This is a genomic window from Ulvibacterium sp. (genome assembly GCF_028285715.1).
GTDB lineage: Bacteria > Bacteroidota > Bacteroidia > Flavobacteriales > Flavobacteriaceae > Ulvibacterium.
Map to the genome: position 1 here is coordinate 483,771 of NZ_JANQOO010000021.1, position 19,848 is coordinate 503,618.

Below are 19,848 nucleotides of genomic sequence, written 5' to 3' on the forward strand. Positions count from 1 at the left end.
ATTGGTCGCGCAAAAATAAAGTTTTTATTGAAATCCCAGGGGGTATTTATTCGTTAATTTTCGATATTTTGCAGGTTCCCTAATGTTCGAGACTAAAAATATCCTGGAGTTTTTGATATGTTTTTGAAAAAATTATCGCTGATCAACTATAAAAACTTTGAATCACAAAATTTCGAATTCGATAGCAAAATCAATTGTTTTGTGGGTAGCAATGGAGTGGGAAAGACCAATATTTTGGATGCGGTGTACCATCTCTCCTTTGGAAAAAGCTATTTCAACCCCATAGCCACTCAAAACATACGCCATAAGGAGGATTTTTTTGTCCTCGATGGGGAGTTTGAAAAAAATCAAAGAGCAGAAAAAATTGTCTGTAGCTTCAAGAGAGGAACCAAAAAAATCATAAAACGCAATGGTAAAATCTATGATCGCCTATCTGATCATATTGGTCTATTACCCTTGGTCATCATATCGCCTGCGGATAGGGACCTTATCCTTGAAGGTAGTGATACACGAAGGAAATTCATGGACGGGGTCATCTCCCAATCCGATAAGGAATACCTCCACCAACTTATAAAGTACAATAAGGTCTTACTACAGCGGAATTCATTATTGAAATATTTTGCCGTAAACCAAACGTATGATTCCGGTACGCTTCAAATCTATAATGAGCAAATGCATGGCTTAGGTGCCGAAATTTTTAAAAAAAGACGAGCATTTATGGAGACCTTCATTCCGATATTTCAAGAACAATATGGCGAGATTTCGGGAGGAATGGAAATGGTGAACCTGATATACGAAAGTAAGCTACGAGAAAAGGGTCTGTTGGAACTTCTGGAGGAGAATCTAGAACGGGACAGGATGCTACAGTATACCAGTGTGGGCATCCATAAGGACGACCTGATTTTTAAAATTGCCGATTACCCAGTAAAGAAATTCGGGAGTCAAGGGCAGCAAAAATCTTTTTTAATCGCTTTAAAGTTTGCCCAGTTCCATTTTATAAAAAAGCAGGCAAAAGCAAAGCCGATTTTGGTATTGGACGACATCTTCGATAAATTGGATGAGACCCGGGTAGCCCATATTGTAGCTTTGGTAGACAATGAAAATTTTGGACAGATATTCATTAGTGACACCCATGCAGAGCGCACGGAAAACGTCGTTAAAAATATACATCAAACCTATAAAATCTTTAAATTGTAAGATGAGGGGAATCTATATCTTGGCTTTTGTCTTTTTTACAGTAGGATGTTCCGATACAATATCCGAAAAGGATTTGGACTTACTTAACGGCTACTGGGAAATTACCAAGGTTTCCCTTCAGGACGGAAATACAAAGGAGTATAAGGTAAGTACAAGTATAGATTTCATTAAAATTGATAGTCTCAAAGGTTTTCGAAAAAAGGTACAACCTAAATTTGATGGCACTTTTGACACCTCCAACGACGCGGAATTTTTCTCGATTTTTGAACATGATGGAGAGTTCATCTTCCATTATAAAAACGATTTAAGCGAATGGAAAGAGACCATTCTCAGGATTTCAGAGGACAACTTTTCCGTATCCAACGACGCGGGTGTAGAATATGCATATAAACGGTTTAATCCCATTAATGCTAAAGAGTAATGGCGAAAAGAAATAATTCGGGTCTTCCCATAGGCGATGCTATACGGGAGTTTATTAAGGAGAACCATCTAGAAAAGGGAATAGACCAGGTAAACGCAAGGGAAGCCTGGAAGAAAATAATGGGCAAGGGCGTAAACAATTACACTACCTCTGTTGAACTACGCAATGAAACACTTTTCGTAGGGCTTTCTTCCTCCGTACTCCGGGAGGAATTGAGCCTTGGAAAGTCAAGGATTATTCTAATGCTCAATGAAGAACTCGAAAAGAATATGGTAAAGAAGCTAGTGTTACGCTAAGGTGCCGAAAAGCACCTTTTTTGGTTGGTGCTACCATTTTTGATCAGTATATTTCCCTTCCCGAGAAATGGAATGCGCTTTCTATAGCCGCATTTTCGTCACTGTCCGAGCCATGGACCGCATTCTCGGCAATGTCCGTGGCAAATAGCCTTCGAATGGTTCCCTCCGCCGCCTCGGCCGGATTTGTTGCGCCTATAAGAGCCCTGAAATCCTCAACCGCGTTTTCTTTTTCCAAAATGGCCGAAACAATGGGACCTCGGGTCATAAAGTCGACCAATTCTCCAAAAAAAGGCCGTTCCTTGTGAATGGCATAAAATTCCTGGGCATCCCGTCTGCTCAATTGCGTATATTTCATGGCCACAATCTTAAAACCAGCAGAGGTAATCTTTTCAAGAATGGCACCTATGTGACCATTTTCCACCGCGTCCGGTTTAAGCATTGTAAAGGTTCTGTTCGAAGTCATTTGTAAAATTTTGCGCAAAAATACGCTTTTCCCACCAACCTACAACTTTTTAGGTTTTCATTACCATTCAAGTGGGGTTTCTTCAATATTATCGTATCTTTGCGCGCATGAATTTAGAGGATATAAATGCCATCAAGAAATTGTTGTCCGAGCCTCAAAAGATTGTAATCGTTCCCCATAAAAATCCGGATGGTGATGCTGTAGGATCTACTTTGGCCCTTTGGCATTTCTTACAAAATAAAGGGCAGCAGGCCACTATAATCTCCCCTAACGATTATCCAAAATTTTTGAAATGGATGCCAGGAAACGAGTACATCCTCAATTATGAAAAGGAAAACCGTCAGGCCAAAAGGAAAATAAACGAGGCCTCGCTAATATTTACCTTGGATTTTAATCATTTAGGAAGGGTTGGCCAATTGGAAGAACCCTTGGAAAGATCCAGTGCAAAATTCATAATGATCGATCATCATCAAGAACCAGCGGATTATGCGGACATCGCATATTCCGATGTTTCGATGAGTTCTACTTGTGAGATGGTCTACAACTTCATAGAATCCTTGGGAGACACCTCTAAAATTACCGTGGAAATCGCCAACTGTTTGTATACGGGTATCATGACCGATACGGGTTCCTTTGAATTTTCCTCTACCACTAGTCGCACCCATAGGATAGTTGCGGACCTTATTGACAGGGGCGCTGAGAATGCCCAAATACATAATGAAGTCTTTAATACGAACACACCTAGCAGATTGCATTTATTGGGTTGTGCCCTTAAAAACTTGGTTATCCTGCAGGAATACAAGACTGTTTATATTACCCTGAGCCAAGAGGAATTGGAAAAAAACAACTTTAAAAAAGGGGATACCGAAGGTTTTGTAAATTACGGACTAACCTTGGATGAAATTGTGTTCGCCGTTATTTTCATAGAGAATACGGAGGAAGGTATCATTAAAATTTCATTTCGTTCCAAGGGTTCTTTTCTGGTGAACGAATTTGCCCGCAAACATTTTAATGGAGGTGGTCATAACAATGCTGCAGGTGGAAGAAGTAATCTTTCCCTACAAGATACCGTTGCCCATTTTAAGTCCCTACTTGAAAATTATAAGAAGTCGCTTAATTCATGAAATACCTTTGGCTTATTCTCTTAGTGGTTGTCTTCTTTGGTTGCGGTGGTCCCGAACCCCGTAGACCTATACAGGCCAAAACCAGTAGTTTCTTCAAAGAGTCCATCGAGCGTAGTAAGAAACTTCTGGAAATTGAAGAAAAACTGATTGCCGATATTATTGCCAAGGACAGCTTTCATGATTATAATCAGAGTGCCAGCGGTTCTTGGTACTTTTATAAAACCTTGAACGAAAATACCGAATATACGCCCCAGTCGGATGATCTGGTTACAATGACATACGATATACTGAGTTTAAGCAACGATACCATTTACTCCGCTGAGGCAATTGGCATAGTTCAATACAAAGTAGACAAGCAAGAACTTTTTCCCGGGCTCCGCAACAGTGTAAAATTGTTAAAGGAAAAAGAAACAGCAACCTTTTTGTATCCTTCCTCATTGGCTTACGGTTACCATGGAGACAATAACAAGATAGGGATTAATGTACCCATAAAATCTACCCTATCCATACTCAAAATCCAAAAACAACAAGATAGTTTGAAGTGAAAATAAGAAATACTGGGTATTTAAGGATAAAAAGGGTACCGCTTACTGATTATTGATTACTGTTAAAAACCAAAATCCATAAAATGAAAAAAATCAATTTTTTAATAATCTTGGCCTTACTTCTGGCAAGTTGCAAAAGTCAATATGCTGATTTAGGTGATGGCCTCTTTGCCGATATCAAGACAAATAAAGGCGACATCATTGTAGAGCTGGAATATGAGAAAACACCGGTAACGGTCGCTAATTTTGTTTCCCTTGCCGAAGGTACAAGCCCCTTTGTGATTGACGCGTTCAAGGGAAAAAAATATTATGATGGGGTCATCTTTCATAGGGTCATCAAGGATTTTATGATTCAAGGCGGTGATCCTACCGGCCAGGGCAGTGGCAGTCCGGGATATAAGTTCAAAAATGAAATTCACGATTCCTTAAGTCATTATAAAGCAGGTATCCTCTCCATGGCCAACGCCGGGCCCGGAACCAACGGCAGCCAATTTTTTATAACCCATAAAGAAACGCCCTTTTTGGATGGAAGGCATACGGTATTCGGCGAGGTAACGGTGGGGATGGATGTTGTAGATTCCATTGCTAATGTTGAGACCACCACCGGACCACCACAAAAGGACAAACCCGTTGATGACATAATCATGAAGACCATTGAGATTATAAGGAATGGTAAGAAGGCCAAAAATTTTGATGCCGTACAAGTAATGACGGATTATTTTGAGGAAGAGGAAGCGAAAATTGCGGCATTTGAAAAGATGAAGACAGATTTTGCGGCTGAATTGGCCCAACAAAGGGAACAGGCAGAGGAATTACCCTCAGGTCTTAAGATTCTGACCCTAAAAGAAGGTGGGGGTGAAAAACCAAAGATTGGGCAAAAGGTGAATGTTTTCTATGCAGGTCACTTACAAAATGGCGACCTTTTTGATAGCAATTATGAAGACGTTGCCGTAAAGTTCAATAAGTTTGATCAGCGAAGAAAACTAGGCAGGGGGTATGACGCCATACCGATGGACTATAGCCCAGAAGCAAGATTAATCCCTGGGTTTAAGGAAGGCTTAATGACCATGAAAGTAGGCGATAAGATACGTTTGTTCATCCCTCCCCATTTGGGATATGGAGCAGCTGGGGCTGGAGGCACAATCCCGCCTAATGCAGATTTGGTCTTCGATCTGGAAATAACAGGAATAGTTCAGTAAATTGTAAATCCTCAGGGGTGTCCACAGATTTTCTATGGACACCTCCAAAGAACGATTGTATACTACTATTTCCCCCAGTTCTGCGATTTTAACCTTACCGTGGCCTTCAGAATATCCTTCTGGGAAATCTGGCCAACCAATTTACCATTTTCAACAATGGGGAACCGTCTTCTTTTCTCGTTTAGGAATTTATTGGCGGCGTCAAAAATATTCATGTTTCCATCTATCGTCTTCACCCCTTTGACCATACTGTGCTCTACCTTATTCTTTTCCAGGGGCATATTGTAATACCTACTATCACTAATATGTTTAATACAGTCGCCCTCGGAAATGATACCGACAAGTTCATTCTTTTCATTAACAACGGGGCCTCCTGATATTTTGTTCTTTATTAAGGCATCTATAACCTCTTCAACGGATTGTTCCGGTCTAAAGGTTATCAGTTTTCGGGTCATGTAATCACTAACTTTTAACGGAACACTCTCTTCTGATTTCTGATGCTTCCTCGCACCCTGAAAGCTCTTGATTCCCATGATATACGGCTTTTGGATTTACCTAAAGTTACTGAATTTCAACAAATTAAACAATACGGAATCTATATCAACCCACGTTTCTAATGTAGGCTGAAAATTTAGGAGTTCATTTCTTAGGGATATCTTTTAAGATTTCTTTTGTAAAACTCCAAAACTTCCCAACCGACGAAATGCTTACCCGTTCATCCGGTGAATGTGCTCCTTTTATTGTTGGTCCATAGCTTATCATATCCATATCCGGGTAATTCTGGCCTAAGATACCGCATTCCAATCCGGCATGGCAGGCAACAACTTCGGGCTTTTCGTTGAACAAGCTCCTGTATTTTTTGACCAATACCTTTAGGATTTCGGAATTGGGATTAGGTTGCCAACCGGGATAATTCCCTTGAAAGACTACCTTGCATCCGGCCAATTCAAAAGTTGCCCTTAGCGCATAGGCTAAATCCATCTTTGCGGAATCTATGGAAGAACGTGTTAGACACCCTATTTGAATTTGTCCATTTTTCACCTCCACATTGGCTATATTGTTGGAGGTCTCCGTTAAACCTTCAATTGCCGCACTCATCGCATATACCCCATTATGTGCAGCGTATATCCCCTTCAACAGTTTTTCCTGAGCTCCCAGGCCCATAACCTTTTTGGGCACAGTCTTTAGTCCGTGTAACCTAATCTGCAAATTTGGCTCATTGATCTGTAGTTCCTTAACAATCTGACGTTGCATTGTCTCAAATGTGATTTCAAAGTTCTCTGCCTGAGACTTGTCAACCACTATTTTTGCAAAACTTTCCCTAGGAATTGCATTTCGAAGCCCTCCTCCCTCTATTTCTGATATTCGGGTATGATACTGCTCCGAACTGTGGTATAGTAAGCGGTTCATTATCTTGTTGGCATTTCCAAGACCTCTGTGTATATCCATTCCACTGTGGCCACCTTGTAGGCCGTTCACTTCGATTTTGTAGGCTGTAACACCCCTTGGAACCGGTTTTTCATTATACCCCCTTGTTGCCGTAACATCAATGCCTCCTGCACAACCAATATCAATTTCATCATCTTCCTCCGTGTCCAAATTCAACAAAATCTCTCCCTGAAGAACACCCCCTTCCAAGGCCATGGCTCCGGTCATCCCCGTTTCCTCATCAATTGTAAAGAGTGCCTCTAACCTTGGGTGTGGAATATCCGTGCTTTCCATTAAGGCCATTATGGTGGCTACTCCAATACCATTATCCGCCCCAAGGGTGGTTCCCTTTGCCCTTACCCAATCTCCATCTACGAACATTTGAATCCCCTGCCTATTGAAATCAAAATTAATATCCGCATTTTTTTGATGGACCATATCCAAATGGGATTGTAGGGTTACCGTTTTTCGATCCTCCATTCCCCTTGTCGCCGGTTTTATTATTATAACATTGCCTATCCTATCCCTAAAGGTTTCCAACCCTAGGGAATCTCCAAAATCCAGCATAAACCGTATAATTTTATCCTCTTTTTTGGAAGGTCGCGGAATTGCGTTCAAATTGGCAAAATTGTTCCAAATTGAAAAAGGTTCCAATTGTCGTATCGGTTCACTCATAGCAATACATTGTTTAGTGTTCAAAAGTACATATAGAAAAAGGAATTCGCTACTTTTGACAGGATGAAGAATAGGTTAAAAAATGGTATTGCCATCGCTTTGATTCCCCAGATTGTTTTGGTTAAAGCGCTTGGTGCCAATTCGCAATTTATCGAGACCTATTACAGCGAGGGTATGTACCCCTGGATTTCCCAGTTTTTTCGATGGATATTTGGTTGGATTCCCTTCTCGGTCGGGGATATTCTCTATTTTTCATTGATTTTTTTTGCTGTTCGCTATCTCATCGTCCACCGAAAGTATATCAAAGACCATAAAAAGGGGTTCTTCCGGGATGTAATCATGGTACTTTCCACGGCCTACTTTACATTTCACCTACTTTGGGGGTTCAACTATTACCGACAACCCATCGGTGAGAAACTAGTTTTGCCTGAATCCCATACCCAGGAAGATCTTATTGATCTGACCGAAGCGCTTACCGCCAAAACCAACGCACTACAATTGGCCATCACCAAGGACTCGACTCAACGGGTGGAGATTCCATATACGAATCAGGAGATTTTTGGGAAGACCATTGAGGGGTATCAAAAATTGGAAAAATCACTACCCTTTCTGGCCTATAATAGGCCGAGTATCAAAACTTCTTTGTTCAGCACGGGATTGACTTACATGGGATACGGTGGTTATCTAAATCCCTTTACGAACGAAGGGCAGGTAAACGGCAGATTACCAAACTTTAGATTTCCCGTGGTAGCGGGGCATGAAATTGGTCATCAAGTGGGGTATTCTGCGGAGGACGAAACCAATTTTATCGGATACCTGGTTACGGCAAACAATGATGACCTTTATTTTCAATATTCCGCTTCGGCCTATGCCTTGGGCTATTGTCTATCCGAAATCAGAAGAAGGGATGATGCTGTTTTTAAAAGACTTTATGCGCAACTCCATACTGGTGTTCAAGGGAATTTTCGCGAAATTGTCGAATTCTGGAGACAATTCGAAAACCCATTGGAACCGGTTTTTAAGTCCATTTTTGATTCGTTCCTTAAGGCAAATAGCCAGGCTGAAGGTATTAAAAGCTACAATGCCGTGGTTTCATTGCTGGTCAATTATCATAAGGAAAACCCTTTATAGGTGTTTGGAAGTTCAAATTAAGAAACCGAAAAATAGCCATAAAAATGCAAAAGTATCCTTCAAAGATCAGTGCAGGACTCGTTGTTTTCCTCTTGGCTATAATTCTGGGTTCTTCTGTGGTAATGATAAGCATTCGGGAATGGATAGGATTGGGCATCAACATTTTAGTACTTGTATTTGTTGCCTACACTTTTATGACCACATACTACGTCATTGACCACGAAGTTCTAAAAATCAGATGCGGTCTGTTTGTTAATAAAACCGTTGCTATCAACACCATAAGCAAAATATCCGAAAGCCGCAATCCTGTAAGTGCCCCGGCCGTATCTTTGGACCGGCTTGAACTTTTTTATGGTCAAGACAAGTCAGTCTTGATTTCGCCTAAGGCAAAAAAGGAATTTATTGACCATCTTCTTCTGTTAAATCCAGGGATTGAATTTAAAACGCCATAGCCTTTATGTTTCATAAAAAGAAACCAACTCCCCTTTTTCATATTCTTGCTCCCTAGGTCTTAAGCAAACGAATCCATCGGATTTCGAGAGACTGGCCAAATCCCCGGAACCACCATCTGTAATAGGATTGGCGCATAGCTTTCCCTTTTCAAAATGCGTTTTGACCTGAACGAAACGGGTCAAAGGCAAATCATTACGAATAGGTTGATCCAAGATCACTTCCCTTTTTGGATATCTCAATCCCAAACATTGGTATAACCAGGGTACAAAATACACATGGTAGTTGGTAAAAGTAGACACCGGATTTCCCGGAAATGAAAACACTTGGGTATTATGCTGCTTTTGAACTCCGAACCAAAATGGCTTTCCAGGTCGTTGGGCTACCCGATGAAACACTTTTTCAACATGGAGAGACTTCATCACCTCAGGGATAAAATCGAATTTTCCCTTGGATACTCCCCCACTCAAGAGGATTACATCATTTTGCTGCAGTACCCTAACAATATTTTCTTCTATCGTCTTTTTGTCATCGGTTAGATGCAAAAGCTCCGGTGTTATATTGTCCTTGGACAAGGCAGCGTACAAGGATAAGGCATTCGATTTTCGAATCTGATGGGGAAGCGGCGTTTCCGAAACATCCACCAATTCGTTACCTGTGGAAATAACACAGACCTTAGGCAGTTTTTTTACGGATACGCGGGTTTTTCCGACAGTAGCCAAAACTCCGATTTCCGCCGCCGAAACGCTGCGGTCTGGCCGCAACAATATCGCACCGGTGCGTGCATCACTTCCCCTTTTATGGATGTTCTGTCCTTTTTTAGGGATGGATTTTACAATCGCATTACCATTTTCAAGAGTTGCTTCCTCGTACATGATAACGGTATCGGCGTTTTTGGGAACAATGGCCCCGGTCATGATTTCACAACAAAGTTCCGGTGAACTCAATTCTTTTTGTGGCATGCCCGCACTCAATACACTTTCAATTTGAAAAGTAGATCTTCCCTTTTCAAAAGCCGTGAAATCGATGGCTATTCCATCCCTGGTAGATCGATCAAAAGGAGGGAAATCCCGATCGGCCAAAACAGGTTCAGCTAAAACACGATCAGTACTCTCCAGCAAATCCACTGTCTCTACCCCCCAATTTTGGGTATGCTGTATTACCTTGTCAAAAGCTTCGTCAAATGAAATCATATTAGTTCCAATCCATTTTTTAACAATACCCTAATTCCGACAATGAAAACCAAAAGTGCGGTAACCCGCTTTATGCCATTGGCCGACATTTTTCTTAAACTAATTCGAATACCCAACTGCCCTCCTAAAAATACGGTCCCTGCCAAAATAAAAGTTTCTTTTAATGGAAGTTCCAAAGTATGGGCTACCATAAGTCCGCCGATTCCCGAGACTGAATTTACCAAAATAAAAAAACTGGCCAGGGCCGCAATTTTTATAGGAACGTCCCATCGCATGTGATTGAGCACAGGCGCCAGGAAAATACCTCCTCCAATACCTACCAGACCCGATAAAAACCCTATGGCAGCACCTATGAAATAATCGAAATACCCGGGATATTTCTTAATTCTGTCGGTATCGGCAATAAAAGTGTAGGTCTGCCAGGCCAAAAATATGGCAGATACAATTAAGGAACATCCTAAAATTATAAAAAACACCTGTTCCTTTAGGCGAAAGGAGGCTCCCAAAAAAGCCATGGGAATACTTGTGATTACAAATGGAATAAACTTGCTTAAACGGATATGTCCTTTTTTATAGTAGAGATACATACTTCCCGAAACTACCACCAGATTGCAGACAAGGGCCAAAGAACGTATAGCAAAGAAACTGGCAAAAAAAAGGGTCAGCAAGGCCAAATAGCTAGACCCACCTCCAAATCCAACGGAAGAATACAAGGTAGCGACCAAAAAAAAACCCAAGCAAAGTAGTACTAGGCTTTCAGCACTTAGCAACATAGGCCCTTAAATTGTTCATCCCGCCCTTGATATTGATCAATTCGAGTCCAAGAGTATATTCGCACAGTCTCTCGATGGCTTTTTGACTTCTTACTCCAGATTGACAGATGAAGTAGACAGGGCGTTCAAAATCAATTTCCGATTTGCGTTCGATCAACTCGGATAGCGGAATATGATGTGCCTTTTCCAAGTGGTCTGCTTTAAACTCCATTGGTGTTCGTACATCTATCAATTGAACGGAATCCGTTTTCATCAATTGTTCCAATTGTGAGCTCTCAATGGAAGTTACATGCGTGGTACATTCAAAATCGTAGGTGGATTTAAGTTTATCTATTTTCAGGTTATCCGGAACCACTGAAAATTTGATGTTTTGAAAGTTTTGGGACAGTCCGTCAAAAAGCAAAAGTTTTCCTGAAAGCACCTCTCCTACACCGGTCAACACTTTTACCACCTCCAAGGCCTGAAGATTTCCTACTATACCTGGGATTACGCCCAAAACGCCATTTGTATTACAGTCCGGAACCTCATCCGTTCCGGGCATTTTCGGGAAGAGACAACGGTAGGTGGGTCCATCATTGTGATTAAAAACGCTCACTTGACCTTCAAACCCGTGCAACGCCCCATAAACAAAAGGTTTTCTCAAAATAACACATGCATCGTTTACCAAATACCGGGTAGGAAAATTATCCGAGGCGTCCACAACAATATCATAATCCGAAATGATTCCCAGCGCATTCTGCCTTGTCAAAAACTGTTCAAAGGGGAGTAAGCGAGTATCGGAATTTTGGGCCTTTAGCTTTCGGATGGCAACCTGGACCTTGGACTTACCGACATCCTTCTCATCGTACAATACCTGACGATGAAGATTGGAACCCGAGACATTATCGCCATCTACAATGCCCAAAGTACCAACACCCATGGCATTAAGATAAGTCAATACCGGAATCCCTAGACCTCCAGCCCCAATTACAAGAACCTTGGATTTTGACAAACGTTCCTGTGCCTTTGGACCAAAATCCTTCAAAATGGTCTGCCGTACATAGCGTTCTCCGTTCATAGGGCTTCCAATTTCTCCAGGACTTCTTTATAATCCTCCATGGAATTTGCATTGAGCAGTACATCGGTGCTCTTTGGAAACACCAAATTAACTGCGTTTTCCATCAAAAATTTACGGGGACTGTTCCCATTTCCCTGTCCTACATACGACATGGAAGAACGCAGCCCTTGGGGTTCCCAGATAGCACAAAGTGGTTCGGGTAAGGAGTTTTCCAACTGCGCAAATGCGGTTGCCATTTTGTTAGAATCCCTTGCCAAAACTAATTGTCGTATTGCGTGTACATCCATCAAGGGCAAATCACAGGCCAAGACGAGCCAAGCGACATCCGGAAATTTGTTATGGGCGGATAACAAGCCGTTAAAGGGGCCCCTATACTTATCTTGATCTTGGATGCGATTATATCTCGTCCCAATCTCTCTTTCCTGTTCCCTTCGGATGCTCATATAAGTCTTCTCACAGACTTTATCCAACAAATGATAAAGATATTCACGTTGGGGTATTCCATGATATGCTATTTGACCCTTGTCCTTTCCCATCCGCGTACTTTTCCCACCGCAGAGGACCAGTCCATAGAGTCTATCCCTTAAAATCATGCTTGCCTCCAGTTTTTTCATTCAGCCGAATGTCCGTAATGCGAATATCATGGGACAACGCCTTGCACATATCATAAATGGTCAATGCACTCACCGAAACTCCGGTCAAAGCTTCCATTTCAACTCCGGTACGTTCGGTACATTTTACCATACAATTGATCTGCAGGGCATTATCCAAAGGTACAACAGTGATGTCTATCTTGGAAAGGTTCAATTGATGACATAACGGAATGAGCTCCCAAGTCTTCTTTACGGCTTGAATTCCAGCAATTATCGCGGTTTGTATGATACTCCCTTTTTTGCTTAGAAAATCCTTGCCGGACAAAATTTCAAAAACCTCTTGGGGAAATTCCACTTTTCCAGAAGCCATTGCCGACCGTACGGAAACATCCTTGTTGGATACATCTACCATCTTGGCTCTTCCCGTATCGTCCACATGTGAGAGTTCCCTGTTCATTATCCACCTATTGAAGTCATTGAGCTTTTGAAGAAACCGCTATTTTCCTGTTGTGCCTCAAAACCTGTCTTTGCCCTGTTGCCTATAGCAGACAGGATATGTTCCTTGACCCTTTCCTCCGAATTCTCCCCGCGGAGAACATCCCTAAGGTTCATTTTAGGTTTGCCATAAAGACACGTAATAACATCACCCGTAGCCGAAATCCGTAGTCTATTGCAGGTGCCACAAAACGTACGGCTAAATGAAGGTATTACCCCAAAGGTCCCTTTAAAACCTGGTATCTTATAATTAATGGAGGTGGATGTACTTGGCGATTCCAATTGATAATACTCCGGATGGGCATCCCCTATATGGGCAAGAATACGTTTATAATCCCAAGAAATCGTATTAAAGGCTCGACTCCCACCATTAAAAGGCATTTCCTCCAAAAAGCGCACGGCTACATCAAAATGTTTGGAAAGCTCCAAAATGGGCAGAATATCCTGGGTATTCTGACCATCCAAAGCAATAAAATTTATCCGTACATTAAAACCCTCCGTAATCAGTCTAAGCATGTTGTTATGTACCACATCATACTGATTCCTTCGGGTTATCCGTTCAAAGGTGTCTCTGTTGATGGCATCTAGACTTACATTTATATTTTTGATACCCAAATGCTTGAGTTCGTCTATGTGCGGCCCAATGAGGGTGGCGTTAGTGGTCACCGAAATTTCATTCAGACCCTCCAATTTCACCAAATGCCGCATTAGTACCATCAAGTTCTTGCGAACAAAGGGTTCTCCCCCGGTAATACGGATCTTGTCTATTCCCTGTGAAACCAAAATAGAGGCCAAGCGCCCCAATTCCTCTAGGGTAAACAGCTTATCGTTTTGTGCAAAATCGATACCCTCTGAGGGCATACAGTAATTGCAGCGTAGGTTGCAACGATCCGTCACCGCTAGTCGCAAATAATTTATTCTTCTATTATGATTGTCTACAAGCATCTTCCTCTGAAGTTCAAACCCAAATTTAAGCTATAAAAAATTGACATGTTTACCTGTATAAAAATTTTGAAAGTTTCTTGCTACCAATCTCATGGAATAACCATAGCACCATTAGATTTCTATCATCCATTACGGTTCAGAACCGATATTGCTTTTTGGTTTGGGTCACAACCCTTCTTATGGATGGGCCGATACCCAAACGGATTTATTTTTGAATATCTCCTTTTTCCAGATAGGTACTCTTTCTTTCAACGTGTCTATCAAAAACCGACAGGCTTCAAAACAATCATTCCTATGTGCCGATGATGCACCGACCACCACCACTGGCTCCTGGACACTTTTGACCCCTATGGCATGACGTATCACAATTTTATTTAATTCCCATTTATCCGAAGCCTCCGCAGCAATTTTTTTCATCTCTTTTATTGCCATTTTTGCATAGGTTTCAAATTCTAGGGAAACCACTTCCTCCTTATTGGTAAATTCCCGAACAGCACCCACAAAAACACAAATACCTCCGCTACCGGCGTGGGAAAGTTCCCCATACACCAGTGAGGTATCAATTATATCGACGATTTCAATAATCGGTTTCTCCATCAACCTCCACTTACAGGCGGAATTATGGCTATCTCGTCGCCAACTTCCAAAACAGCAGCGTCTTCGGCATATTCGCTATTCACCGCTACCGCTAACGAGGATAATCTGCCAAATTCAGGAAAAGAGTCACACAAAAAATCCTTTAGCTCACCAACCGACGATGGCCGGGATTTCAGTTCGGATAAGTCCATCTGCGCACTACCTACAATGTCTTTAGCAATTCCAAAAAGCAATATTTCCATCAAATACTATCCAATAATTTCCTTTTCCGCCATGTTGGCCACAAAGGGTTGTCGGTAAATTCGGTTACCTGTCGCCTTTTTCATCGCGATGGAAACTGCAGCCCCTGCAGGTGGCAATGTCGGTTCCCCAAGTCCGGTCGGGCTCAATGTGTTCTTCACGAAATGGGTCTCAACCTTAGGAGCTTCCTTCATACGAATAAGCCGATACCTATCATAATTATTCATTTCCGGAGTACCCTCCTTAAATGTAAAATTACCATACATGGAATGCCCTACCCCATCAACGACACCTCCTTCAATCTGATTCAATGCACCCAAAGGGTTAACTACAATTCCACAATCCACGGCTACTGTTACTTTCTTTACAACAGGCGTATTGTTTTCAATTACTACGTCCGCCACTTCGGCTACATGGGTATTATGACAATAATATGCGCAGAAGCCCTGATAGACCCCTTCCTTCGGGTTACGATATCCGGATTTCTCAACGGCGAGGTTAATAACATCCTCCATACGCTCAGCTGAGTATTGGATACGCTCATCCGTTGTACCCTTTACCTTCTGGAGCATATCCAGGCGCATTTGTACCGGATCTATTCCCAACGTTTCGGCAATCTCATCAAAAAAGCTCTGCTCGGCAAAGGAAAGAAAATTGGTATAGGGTGCGCGCCAAGCCCCGGTAGTAATGTTACTATCATATTTGGCCACGTCTACCTGATAATTTTCCAGGGCCCCTGCCGGAAAAAAGTTCGGTATAAGACCATACATATTGCTATTGACGGATGCTTCCTTTAAATGGTAACCTGTAATCTTACCATCCTTTAAGGCAGCCTTGATACGATATTTTATGGCCGGACGGTAGATTCCTGCCGTCATATCGTCCTCCCTGGAATAAACCACTTTGACCGGCTTTTTTGCTAAATGGGATATTTCAGCGGCCTCCAACACAAAGTCCCCGTATAATCTTCTTCCAAATCCCCCGCCCATTCGGGTCATTTCCAAATGAACATCCTCAATATTTCGTTCCAACAGCTCTGCTACTCGTCCTGCGGTACGCTCAGGAGTCTGTATTGGACCTACCAAATGAACCTTATTAGCCGAGACATCGGCATAAAAATTCATCGGCTCCATACAATTGTGGGGCAAGAAGGGTGATTCATAGGTACGCTCTACAACTTGATCCGCATTTCTAAAGGCTTTTTGTACATCCCCATCCTTTCGAAGCGTTTCAAAAGCATTACCATCCAATAGGTCGGTCAATACTGTGTCGTGGTTGGATGTACTTTCCATCGGTGTGCCATCACTCCATTCAGCGCTTAGAGCTTCCTTGGCCTTCATAGCTTGCCAGGTGGTGTTCGCCAAAACAGCTACTTTGTCACCCACGCCCTTGAAATCCCCAAAACGTATGACATCGATTACACCCTCCATTTTTCTGGCCGAGCTATCGTCAAAGGATTCTAACTTTTTTCCGAATGCGGGAGGTCGTAAAACAGAAGCAATCACCATGCCTTCGCTTTTATAATCCAACCCAAAGAGCGGTTTTCCTGTTATTATTTTATCAATATCCACGTTACCGGCATCCGTTCCTATAATCGTATAATCCTTTGGATCCTTGAGTTCAACTTTTTCGGGGACATCCAGACTGGCAGCTTCCCCCACCACATCGCCATAACCAAGGGTTTCTCCTTTGGTATTCGTAATTACTCCTTCACTGGCGGAACATTCGGAAGCGTCAATACCCCATTTGGCGGCGGCGGCATTGATTAACATTTGCTTCGCTGTGGCCCCGGTTTGCCTTAGGGCATCCCATCCATGACGAATGGATTGGCTTCCACCGGCCACCTGACGTGTATAATCTTTGGTATTCAATATGCCTTGCTCTACATGCACATGGTCCCAGGGAACGTCAAGTTCCTCGGCAATAATCATGGGCATGGAGGTTTTTACCCCCTGTCCAATCTCAGGATTAGGCGAATAAATTGTCACCATTCCATTATCGGCAATTTTTATAAAGGCATTAAAATCATTGAAATTGAGGCTCGCAATGTCCACAGGCATTTTTACTTCGTCCTTGCAAGCGGTGAAGAGATTGAGGCCTATAAGCATTCCTCCCCCGGCCAAGGAAGAGGTACGTAAAAAGGCCCTTCTGCTAAATGAATTGGATATTATGGTAGACATGTTTTCTGATTTAAAGTTACTCGCCCATTTTTTCTGCGGCGAGGGCAACCGCCTTTTGTATGCGATTGTAAGCTGCACAACGGCAGATATTGCCATGCATGGCACTTTTTATTTCATCCTCGGTGGGATTGGGATTCTTGTCCAAAAAGGAAGAAGCTGTCATTATTTGCCCAGCTTGGCAATATCCACACTGGGGCACATCTACCTCTTTCCAGGCTTCTTGAACAGGGTGGGTACCATCTTCCGAAAGACCCTCAATGGTAGTAATGGCTTTGCCCTCCATTTGTGCTACCGGTATAAGGCAGCTTTGAATAGCGTTTCCGTCCACATGGACGTTGCAGGCTCCACATTGGCCTATTCCACAACCATATTTGGTACCCACAAGACCTATATGATCCCGTAAAGCCCATAATAATGGAGTATCCGAGGAAACATCCACGGACCTATCTTCACCGTTAATTTTTAGGGTGTACGTTGGCATGTTGTTTGTATTGCGTTGAAAATCCGTTATGGTATCCGGAATGAGGAGGAATTCCAAAGATTACCTTAAGGTCTAAATTAATCAAAATATAGTATGTTCAATTTTCAAAAGGGGCTTTTTAACCTTTTTTTATGTTAAAGACTCTCGTGTTTCCGTCTCTTCTTAGGGTATTGTTCATAGCCAACAGGACAACCCATCAAATACTGAGCGGATTGCATTACATTTATACCGATGAATCAGGTTAAACAAATCAATAGTGTGCAGAACCCACTCGTTAAAAGGGTCTTGGCCCTTAAGGATAAATCCCGGGAGCGAAGAAAAACCGGACTATTTGTTCTAGAGGGGAAACAGGAAGTGGAGTTGGCCATGAAAGGAAAATATGAATTGGACACCCTGCTTATCCATCCCGATTTCTGTAATGATGAAGTTTTTTTAAGATCTCTTGAAAGTGTTAGGCCCCGACCTGACCTTGTAAGTATTTCCAATGAAATCTATAAAAAGCTGGCCTATCGTGAGACCACTGAAGGCATTTTAGCCATTGCCAGGGACAAGTCCCATACGCTGGACGATCTTGTGCTAAGCAACGAAAACCCTTTTATCCTCATAGCCGAGGCTCCGGAAAAACCTGGGAATATTGGTGCTTTGCTACGAACGGCAGATGCAGCTAACCTGGATGCGGTAATTATTGCCAACCCCAAGACCGACATCTACAATCCCAATATCATCCGTTCTAGCGTTGGGACCGTTTTTACAAATCAAATTGCCACGGGAAGCACTGCCGATGTTATAACATTTCTTAAAAAACTGAATATTTTCATCATTTGTGCAGCGCTTACCGCTTCCAGGAAATATACCCTGGTTGATTTCACCAAACCCTCGGCACTTGTTGTCGGCACGGAAGCCACAGGTCTTTCCAGGGAATGGTTGGAGCACTCCCATCAAAACATTCTAATCCCTATGGCTGGGCAAATCGATTCCCTTAACGTTTCCGTGTCCGCGGCAATACTTATCTTTGAAGGCTTGCGGCAAAGAGGTTTTTAAGGCTTCCGTTCTGTAGGCTTATGTAATACCAAGACTTTAGGCCGTAGAAAACCAAACCAAAAATGAATATACTTTATTACATCATAATCACCATTTTAATCGTTCAATATCTTGTTGAGACGGTCCTAGATTACTTAAACGCCCGAAAATATGGTGATCCGGTTCCGGTAGAATTGGAAAATTTGTTCGATGCCGAGGAATATCAAAAATCCCAGGCCTACAAAAAAACCAATTATTCATTTGGACTGTTGAGTTCTACATTTTCTCTTTTGCTTACTTTAGGCTTTTTGACCCTCGGTGGGTTTGAATGGATTGATTCTATCGCCAGATCAATTACCAATAATAGCATATTTCAAGCTCTTTTGTTTTTCGGCATTATTCTAATGGGCAGCGATTTGATCACAACTCCTTTTTCATATTATCAAACCTTTGTAATCGAGGAAAAATTCGGATTCAACAAAACCACTAAAAGTACATTCGTCTTCGATAAACTAAAAGGATGGTTGCTCATGTCAGTTCTGGGCGGTGCGGTCTTGGCTGTCGTAATTTGGTTCTTTCAGTGGGCGGGTACAGGTTTTTGGATCTATGCCTGGGCGGTGATAGCCATTTTTACGGTTTTTATGAACCTCTTTTACAGTAGATTAATTGTGCCTTTGTTCAATAAGCAGACCCTTTTGGCCCAGGGAAGTCTCAAGCAGAAAATAGAGACCTATGCGCGGCAGGTAGGTTTTGAGCTAAAAAATATTTTTGTGATAGACGGCTCCAAAAGATCTACCAAGGCCAATGCGTACTTTTCTGGATTTGGAAGGGAAAAACGGGTTACCCTGTATGACACTTTGATCAACGATTTGGAAGAAGAAGAAATTGTGGCAGTCTTGGCCCATGAGGTAGGCCATTACAAACGTAGACATATTGTCTTTAATCTTTTCGCATCCTTATTACTGGCCGGCCTAACGTTATTTATCCTTTCACTTTTTATCAACAATCCCAATATGTCCCTGGCCATAGGTGTCACCGAACCGAGTTTTCATGCCGCCTTGATAGGTTTTGGAATTCTATACAGCCCAATTTCCGAAATTACGGGCCTTGTCATGAACTATCTATCACGAAAGTTCGAATTTCAAGCGGATGATTATGCCAAAAGTACCTTTGCCGCCATGCCCCTCATCAGCTCCCTTAAAAAGCTGTCCAAAAAAAGTCTCAGTAACCTTACCCCACATCCCGCCTATGTTTTTGTCCACTATTCCCATCCGCCTTTAATAGCCCGAATCCGCAACTTAAAGGCATAGTTTTTGTTGTGTATTGGTTAGGATTGTGGTAATTT

23 protein-coding genes are annotated in these 19,848 nt (G+C 42.2%); 10 read left to right on the forward strand and 13 right to left on the reverse strand.

The features are described 5' to 3' along the window. Positions 1-117: 117 nt before the first annotated feature. Genes Q0993_RS16075 through Q0993_RS16085 form a run of 3 tightly spaced genes read left to right on the forward strand, consistent with a single transcriptional unit; the run spans position 118 to position 1,914 of the window. A complete protein-coding gene (locus tag Q0993_RS16075) occupies positions 118-1,197 on the forward strand; it encodes a DNA replication/repair protein RecF (protein WP_299534922.1) in 1,080 nt (359 codons plus the stop codon). A 1-nt stretch (position 1,198) separates the two neighbouring features. After that, on the forward strand, positions 1,199-1,618 hold the full coding sequence (locus Q0993_RS16080) for a hypothetical protein (RefSeq protein ID WP_299534924.1): 420 nt from the start codon (positions 1,199-1,201) through the stop codon (positions 1,616-1,618). Continuing rightward, complete coding sequence (locus tag Q0993_RS16085; RefSeq protein WP_299534926.1) at positions 1,618-1,914, forward strand: DUF721 domain-containing protein; 297 nt, start codon at positions 1,618-1,620, stop codon at positions 1,912-1,914. The genes Q0993_RS16080 and Q0993_RS16085 overlap by 1 nt, the downstream gene beginning before the upstream one ends. 43 nt (positions 1,915-1,957) lie before the next feature. On the opposite strand, the gene Q0993_RS16090 is transcribed toward Q0993_RS16085, so the two are convergent. After that, the gene (locus Q0993_RS16090) at positions 1,958-2,377 is read right to left on the reverse strand and encodes a nucleoside-diphosphate kinase (protein WP_299534928.1); all 420 of its coding nucleotides are present in this window, start codon (positions 2,375-2,377) and stop codon (positions 1,958-1,960) included. 107 nt (positions 2,378-2,484) lie between these two features. On the opposite strand from Q0993_RS16090, the gene Q0993_RS16095 reads away from it, so the two are divergent. From Q0993_RS16095 to Q0993_RS16105, 3 genes are all read left to right on the forward strand, one after another. Further along, a complete protein-coding gene (locus Q0993_RS16095) occupies positions 2,485-3,501 on the forward strand; it encodes a bifunctional oligoribonuclease/PAP phosphatase NrnA (protein ID WP_299534931.1) in 1,017 nt (338 codons plus the stop codon). Further along, a complete protein-coding gene (gldI, locus tag Q0993_RS16100) occupies positions 3,498-4,046 on the forward strand; it encodes a gliding motility-associated peptidyl-prolyl isomerase GldI (RefSeq protein WP_299534934.1) in 549 nt (182 codons plus the stop codon). The genes Q0993_RS16095 and gldI overlap by 4 nt, the downstream gene beginning before the upstream one ends. Positions 4,047-4,129: 83 nt before the next feature. After that, on the forward strand, positions 4,130-5,245 hold the full coding sequence (locus tag Q0993_RS16105) for a peptidylprolyl isomerase (RefSeq protein ID WP_299534936.1): 1,116 nt from the start codon (positions 4,130-4,132) through the stop codon (positions 5,243-5,245). A gap of 65 nt (positions 5,246-5,310) precedes the next feature. On the opposite strand, the gene Q0993_RS16110 is transcribed toward Q0993_RS16105, so the two are convergent. Next, positions 5,311-5,778, reverse strand: coding sequence for a CBS domain-containing protein (locus tag Q0993_RS16110; RefSeq protein ID WP_299534937.1), 468 nt, complete (start codon positions 5,776-5,778; stop codon positions 5,311-5,313). A 106-nt stretch (positions 5,779-5,884) separates the two neighbouring features. After that, positions 5,885-7,348 (reverse strand): aminoacyl-histidine dipeptidase, encoded by a 1,464-nt coding sequence (locus tag Q0993_RS16115; protein ID WP_299534939.1) that lies wholly within the window; start codon positions 7,346-7,348, stop codon positions 5,885-5,887. A 63-nt stretch (positions 7,349-7,411) separates the two neighbouring features. Here Q0993_RS16115 and Q0993_RS16120 point away from each other — a divergent pair, with 63 nt between their 5' ends. Continuing rightward, positions 7,412-8,479, forward strand: a complete 1,068-nt coding sequence (locus Q0993_RS16120; protein WP_299534941.1) for a DUF3810 domain-containing protein — start codon at positions 7,412-7,414, stop codon at positions 8,477-8,479. A gap of 44 nt (positions 8,480-8,523) precedes the next feature. Beyond that, on the forward strand, positions 8,524-8,931 hold the full coding sequence (locus Q0993_RS16125) for a PH domain-containing protein (RefSeq protein WP_299534943.1): 408 nt from the start codon (positions 8,524-8,526) through the stop codon (positions 8,929-8,931). 3 nt (positions 8,932-8,934) lie between these two features. Here the strand turns inward: Q0993_RS16125 and Q0993_RS16130 are convergent, their stop codons facing one another. The 10 genes from Q0993_RS16130 to Q0993_RS16175 form a co-directional block, all read right to left on the reverse strand. Beyond that, a complete protein-coding gene (locus tag Q0993_RS16130) occupies positions 8,935-10,122 on the reverse strand; it encodes a molybdopterin molybdotransferase MoeA (RefSeq protein ID WP_299534945.1) in 1,188 nt (395 codons plus the stop codon). Continuing rightward, entirely contained in the window at positions 10,119-10,895 is a 777-nt protein-coding gene (locus tag Q0993_RS16135; RefSeq protein ID WP_299534946.1) for a sulfite exporter TauE/SafE family protein, read from the reverse strand. Before Q0993_RS16135 ends, Q0993_RS16130 begins: the two co-directional genes overlap by 4 nt. Then, entirely contained in the window at positions 10,879-11,952 is a 1,074-nt protein-coding gene (locus Q0993_RS16140) for a HesA/MoeB/ThiF family protein (protein ID WP_299534947.1), read from the reverse strand. Before Q0993_RS16140 ends, Q0993_RS16135 begins: the two co-directional genes overlap by 17 nt. After that, positions 11,949-12,566 carry an NTP transferase domain-containing protein gene (locus Q0993_RS16145; RefSeq protein ID WP_299534949.1) on the reverse strand — a complete coding sequence of 206 codons (618 nt, stop codon included), beginning with the start codon at positions 12,564-12,566 and terminating at the stop codon, positions 11,949-11,951. The genes Q0993_RS16140 and Q0993_RS16145 overlap by 4 nt, the downstream gene beginning before the upstream one ends. After that, on the reverse strand, positions 12,529-13,002 hold the full coding sequence (gene moaC / locus Q0993_RS16150) for a cyclic pyranopterin monophosphate synthase MoaC (protein WP_299534951.1): 474 nt from the start codon (positions 13,000-13,002) through the stop codon (positions 12,529-12,531). The genes Q0993_RS16145 and moaC overlap by 38 nt, the downstream gene beginning before the upstream one ends. After that, positions 13,002-13,985 (reverse strand): GTP 3',8-cyclase MoaA, encoded by a 984-nt coding sequence (gene moaA / locus Q0993_RS16155; RefSeq protein WP_299534953.1) that lies wholly within the window; start codon positions 13,983-13,985, stop codon positions 13,002-13,004. Before moaA ends, moaC begins: the two co-directional genes overlap by 1 nt. A gap of 177 nt (positions 13,986-14,162) precedes the next feature. Continuing rightward, the gene (locus Q0993_RS16160) at positions 14,163-14,582 is read right to left on the reverse strand and encodes a molybdenum cofactor biosynthesis protein MoaE (RefSeq protein ID WP_299534955.1); all 420 of its coding nucleotides are present in this window, start codon (positions 14,580-14,582) and stop codon (positions 14,163-14,165) included. Next, positions 14,582-14,824: a MoaD/ThiS family protein gene (locus Q0993_RS16165; protein WP_299534957.1), complete on the reverse strand. Its 243-nt coding sequence runs from the start codon at positions 14,822-14,824 to the stop codon at positions 14,582-14,584. The genes Q0993_RS16160 and Q0993_RS16165 overlap by 1 nt, the downstream gene beginning before the upstream one ends. A gap of 6 nt (positions 14,825-14,830) precedes the next feature. Then, entirely contained in the window at positions 14,831-17,002 is a 2,172-nt protein-coding gene (locus Q0993_RS16170) for a molybdopterin cofactor-binding domain-containing protein (RefSeq protein WP_299534959.1), read from the reverse strand. Between the two features lie 16 nt (positions 17,003-17,018). Continuing rightward, positions 17,019-17,483: a (2Fe-2S)-binding protein gene (locus Q0993_RS16175; protein ID WP_299534960.1), complete on the reverse strand. Its 465-nt coding sequence runs from the start codon at positions 17,481-17,483 to the stop codon at positions 17,019-17,021. A 231-nt stretch (positions 17,484-17,714) separates the two neighbouring features. Here Q0993_RS16175 and Q0993_RS16180 point away from each other — a divergent pair, with 231 nt between their 5' ends. Beyond that, positions 17,715-18,524 (forward strand): RNA methyltransferase, encoded by an 810-nt coding sequence (locus Q0993_RS16180; protein ID WP_299534961.1) that lies wholly within the window; start codon positions 17,715-17,717, stop codon positions 18,522-18,524. 62 nt (positions 18,525-18,586) lie between these two features. Further along, entirely contained in the window at positions 18,587-19,813 is a 1,227-nt protein-coding gene (locus Q0993_RS16185; RefSeq protein ID WP_299534962.1) for a M48 family metallopeptidase, read from the forward strand. Positions 19,814-19,848 lie beyond the last annotated feature (35 nt).

Coding starts and splice junctions, on each gene's coding strand:
- Q0993_RS16125 (WP_299534943.1), top strand. CDS start 8,524: ATGCAAAAGTATCCTTCAAAGATCAGTGCAGGACTCGTTGTTTTCCTC.
- Q0993_RS16165 (WP_299534957.1), bottom strand. CDS start 14,824: ATGGAAATATTGCTTTTTGGAATTGCTAAAGACATTGTAGGTAGTGCG.
- Q0993_RS16130 (WP_299534945.1), bottom strand. CDS start 10,122: ATGATTTCATTTGACGAAGCTTTTGACAAGGTAATACAGCATACCCAA.
- Q0993_RS16185 (WP_299534962.1), top strand. CDS start 18,587: ATGAATATACTTTATTACATCATAATCACCATTTTAATCGTTCAATAT.
- Q0993_RS16110 (WP_299534937.1), bottom strand. CDS start 5,778: ATGGGAATCAAGAGCTTTCAGGGTGCGAGGAAGCATCAGAAATCAGAA.
- Q0993_RS16085 (WP_299534926.1), top strand. CDS start 1,618: ATGGCGAAAAGAAATAATTCGGGTCTTCCCATAGGCGATGCTATACGG.
- Q0993_RS16105 (WP_299534936.1), top strand. CDS start 4,130: ATGAAAAAAATCAATTTTTTAATAATCTTGGCCTTACTTCTGGCAAGT.
- Q0993_RS16175 (WP_299534960.1), bottom strand. CDS start 17,483: ATGCCAACGTACACCCTAAAAATTAACGGTGAAGATAGGTCCGTGGAT.
- Q0993_RS16160 (WP_299534955.1), bottom strand. CDS start 14,582: ATGGAGAAACCGATTATTGAAATCGTCGATATAATTGATACCTCACTG.
- Q0993_RS16135 (WP_299534946.1), bottom strand. CDS start 10,895: ATGTTGCTAAGTGCTGAAAGCCTAGTACTACTTTGCTTGGGTTTTTTT.
- gldI (WP_299534934.1), top strand. CDS start 3,498: ATGAAATACCTTTGGCTTATTCTCTTAGTGGTTGTCTTCTTTGGTTGC.
- Q0993_RS16075 (WP_299534922.1), top strand. CDS start 118: ATGTTTTTGAAAAAATTATCGCTGATCAACTATAAAAACTTTGAATCA.
- Q0993_RS16180 (WP_299534961.1), top strand. CDS start 17,715: ATGAATCAGGTTAAACAAATCAATAGTGTGCAGAACCCACTCGTTAAA.
- Q0993_RS16115 (WP_299534939.1), bottom strand. CDS start 7,348: ATGAGTGAACCGATACGACAATTGGAACCTTTTTCAATTTGGAACAAT.
- Q0993_RS16095 (WP_299534931.1), top strand. CDS start 2,485: ATGAATTTAGAGGATATAAATGCCATCAAGAAATTGTTGTCCGAGCCT.
- Q0993_RS16090 (WP_299534928.1), bottom strand. CDS start 2,377: ATGACTTCGAACAGAACCTTTACAATGCTTAAACCGGACGCGGTGGAA.
- moaA (WP_299534953.1), bottom strand. CDS start 13,985: ATGCTTGTAGACAATCATAATAGAAGAATAAATTATTTGCGACTAGCG.
- Q0993_RS16140 (WP_299534947.1), bottom strand. CDS start 11,952: ATGAACGGAGAACGCTATGTACGGCAGACCATTTTGAAGGATTTTGGT.
- Q0993_RS16170 (WP_299534959.1), bottom strand. CDS start 17,002: ATGTCTACCATAATATCCAATTCATTTAGCAGAAGGGCCTTTTTACGT.
- Q0993_RS16120 (WP_299534941.1), top strand. CDS start 7,412: ATGAAGAATAGGTTAAAAAATGGTATTGCCATCGCTTTGATTCCCCAG.
- Q0993_RS16145 (WP_299534949.1), bottom strand. CDS start 12,566: ATGAAAAAACTGGAGGCAAGCATGATTTTAAGGGATAGACTCTATGGA.
- moaC (WP_299534951.1), bottom strand. CDS start 13,002: ATGAACAGGGAACTCTCACATGTGGACGATACGGGAAGAGCCAAGATG.
- Q0993_RS16080 (WP_299534924.1), top strand. CDS start 1,199: ATGAGGGGAATCTATATCTTGGCTTTTGTCTTTTTTACAGTAGGATGT.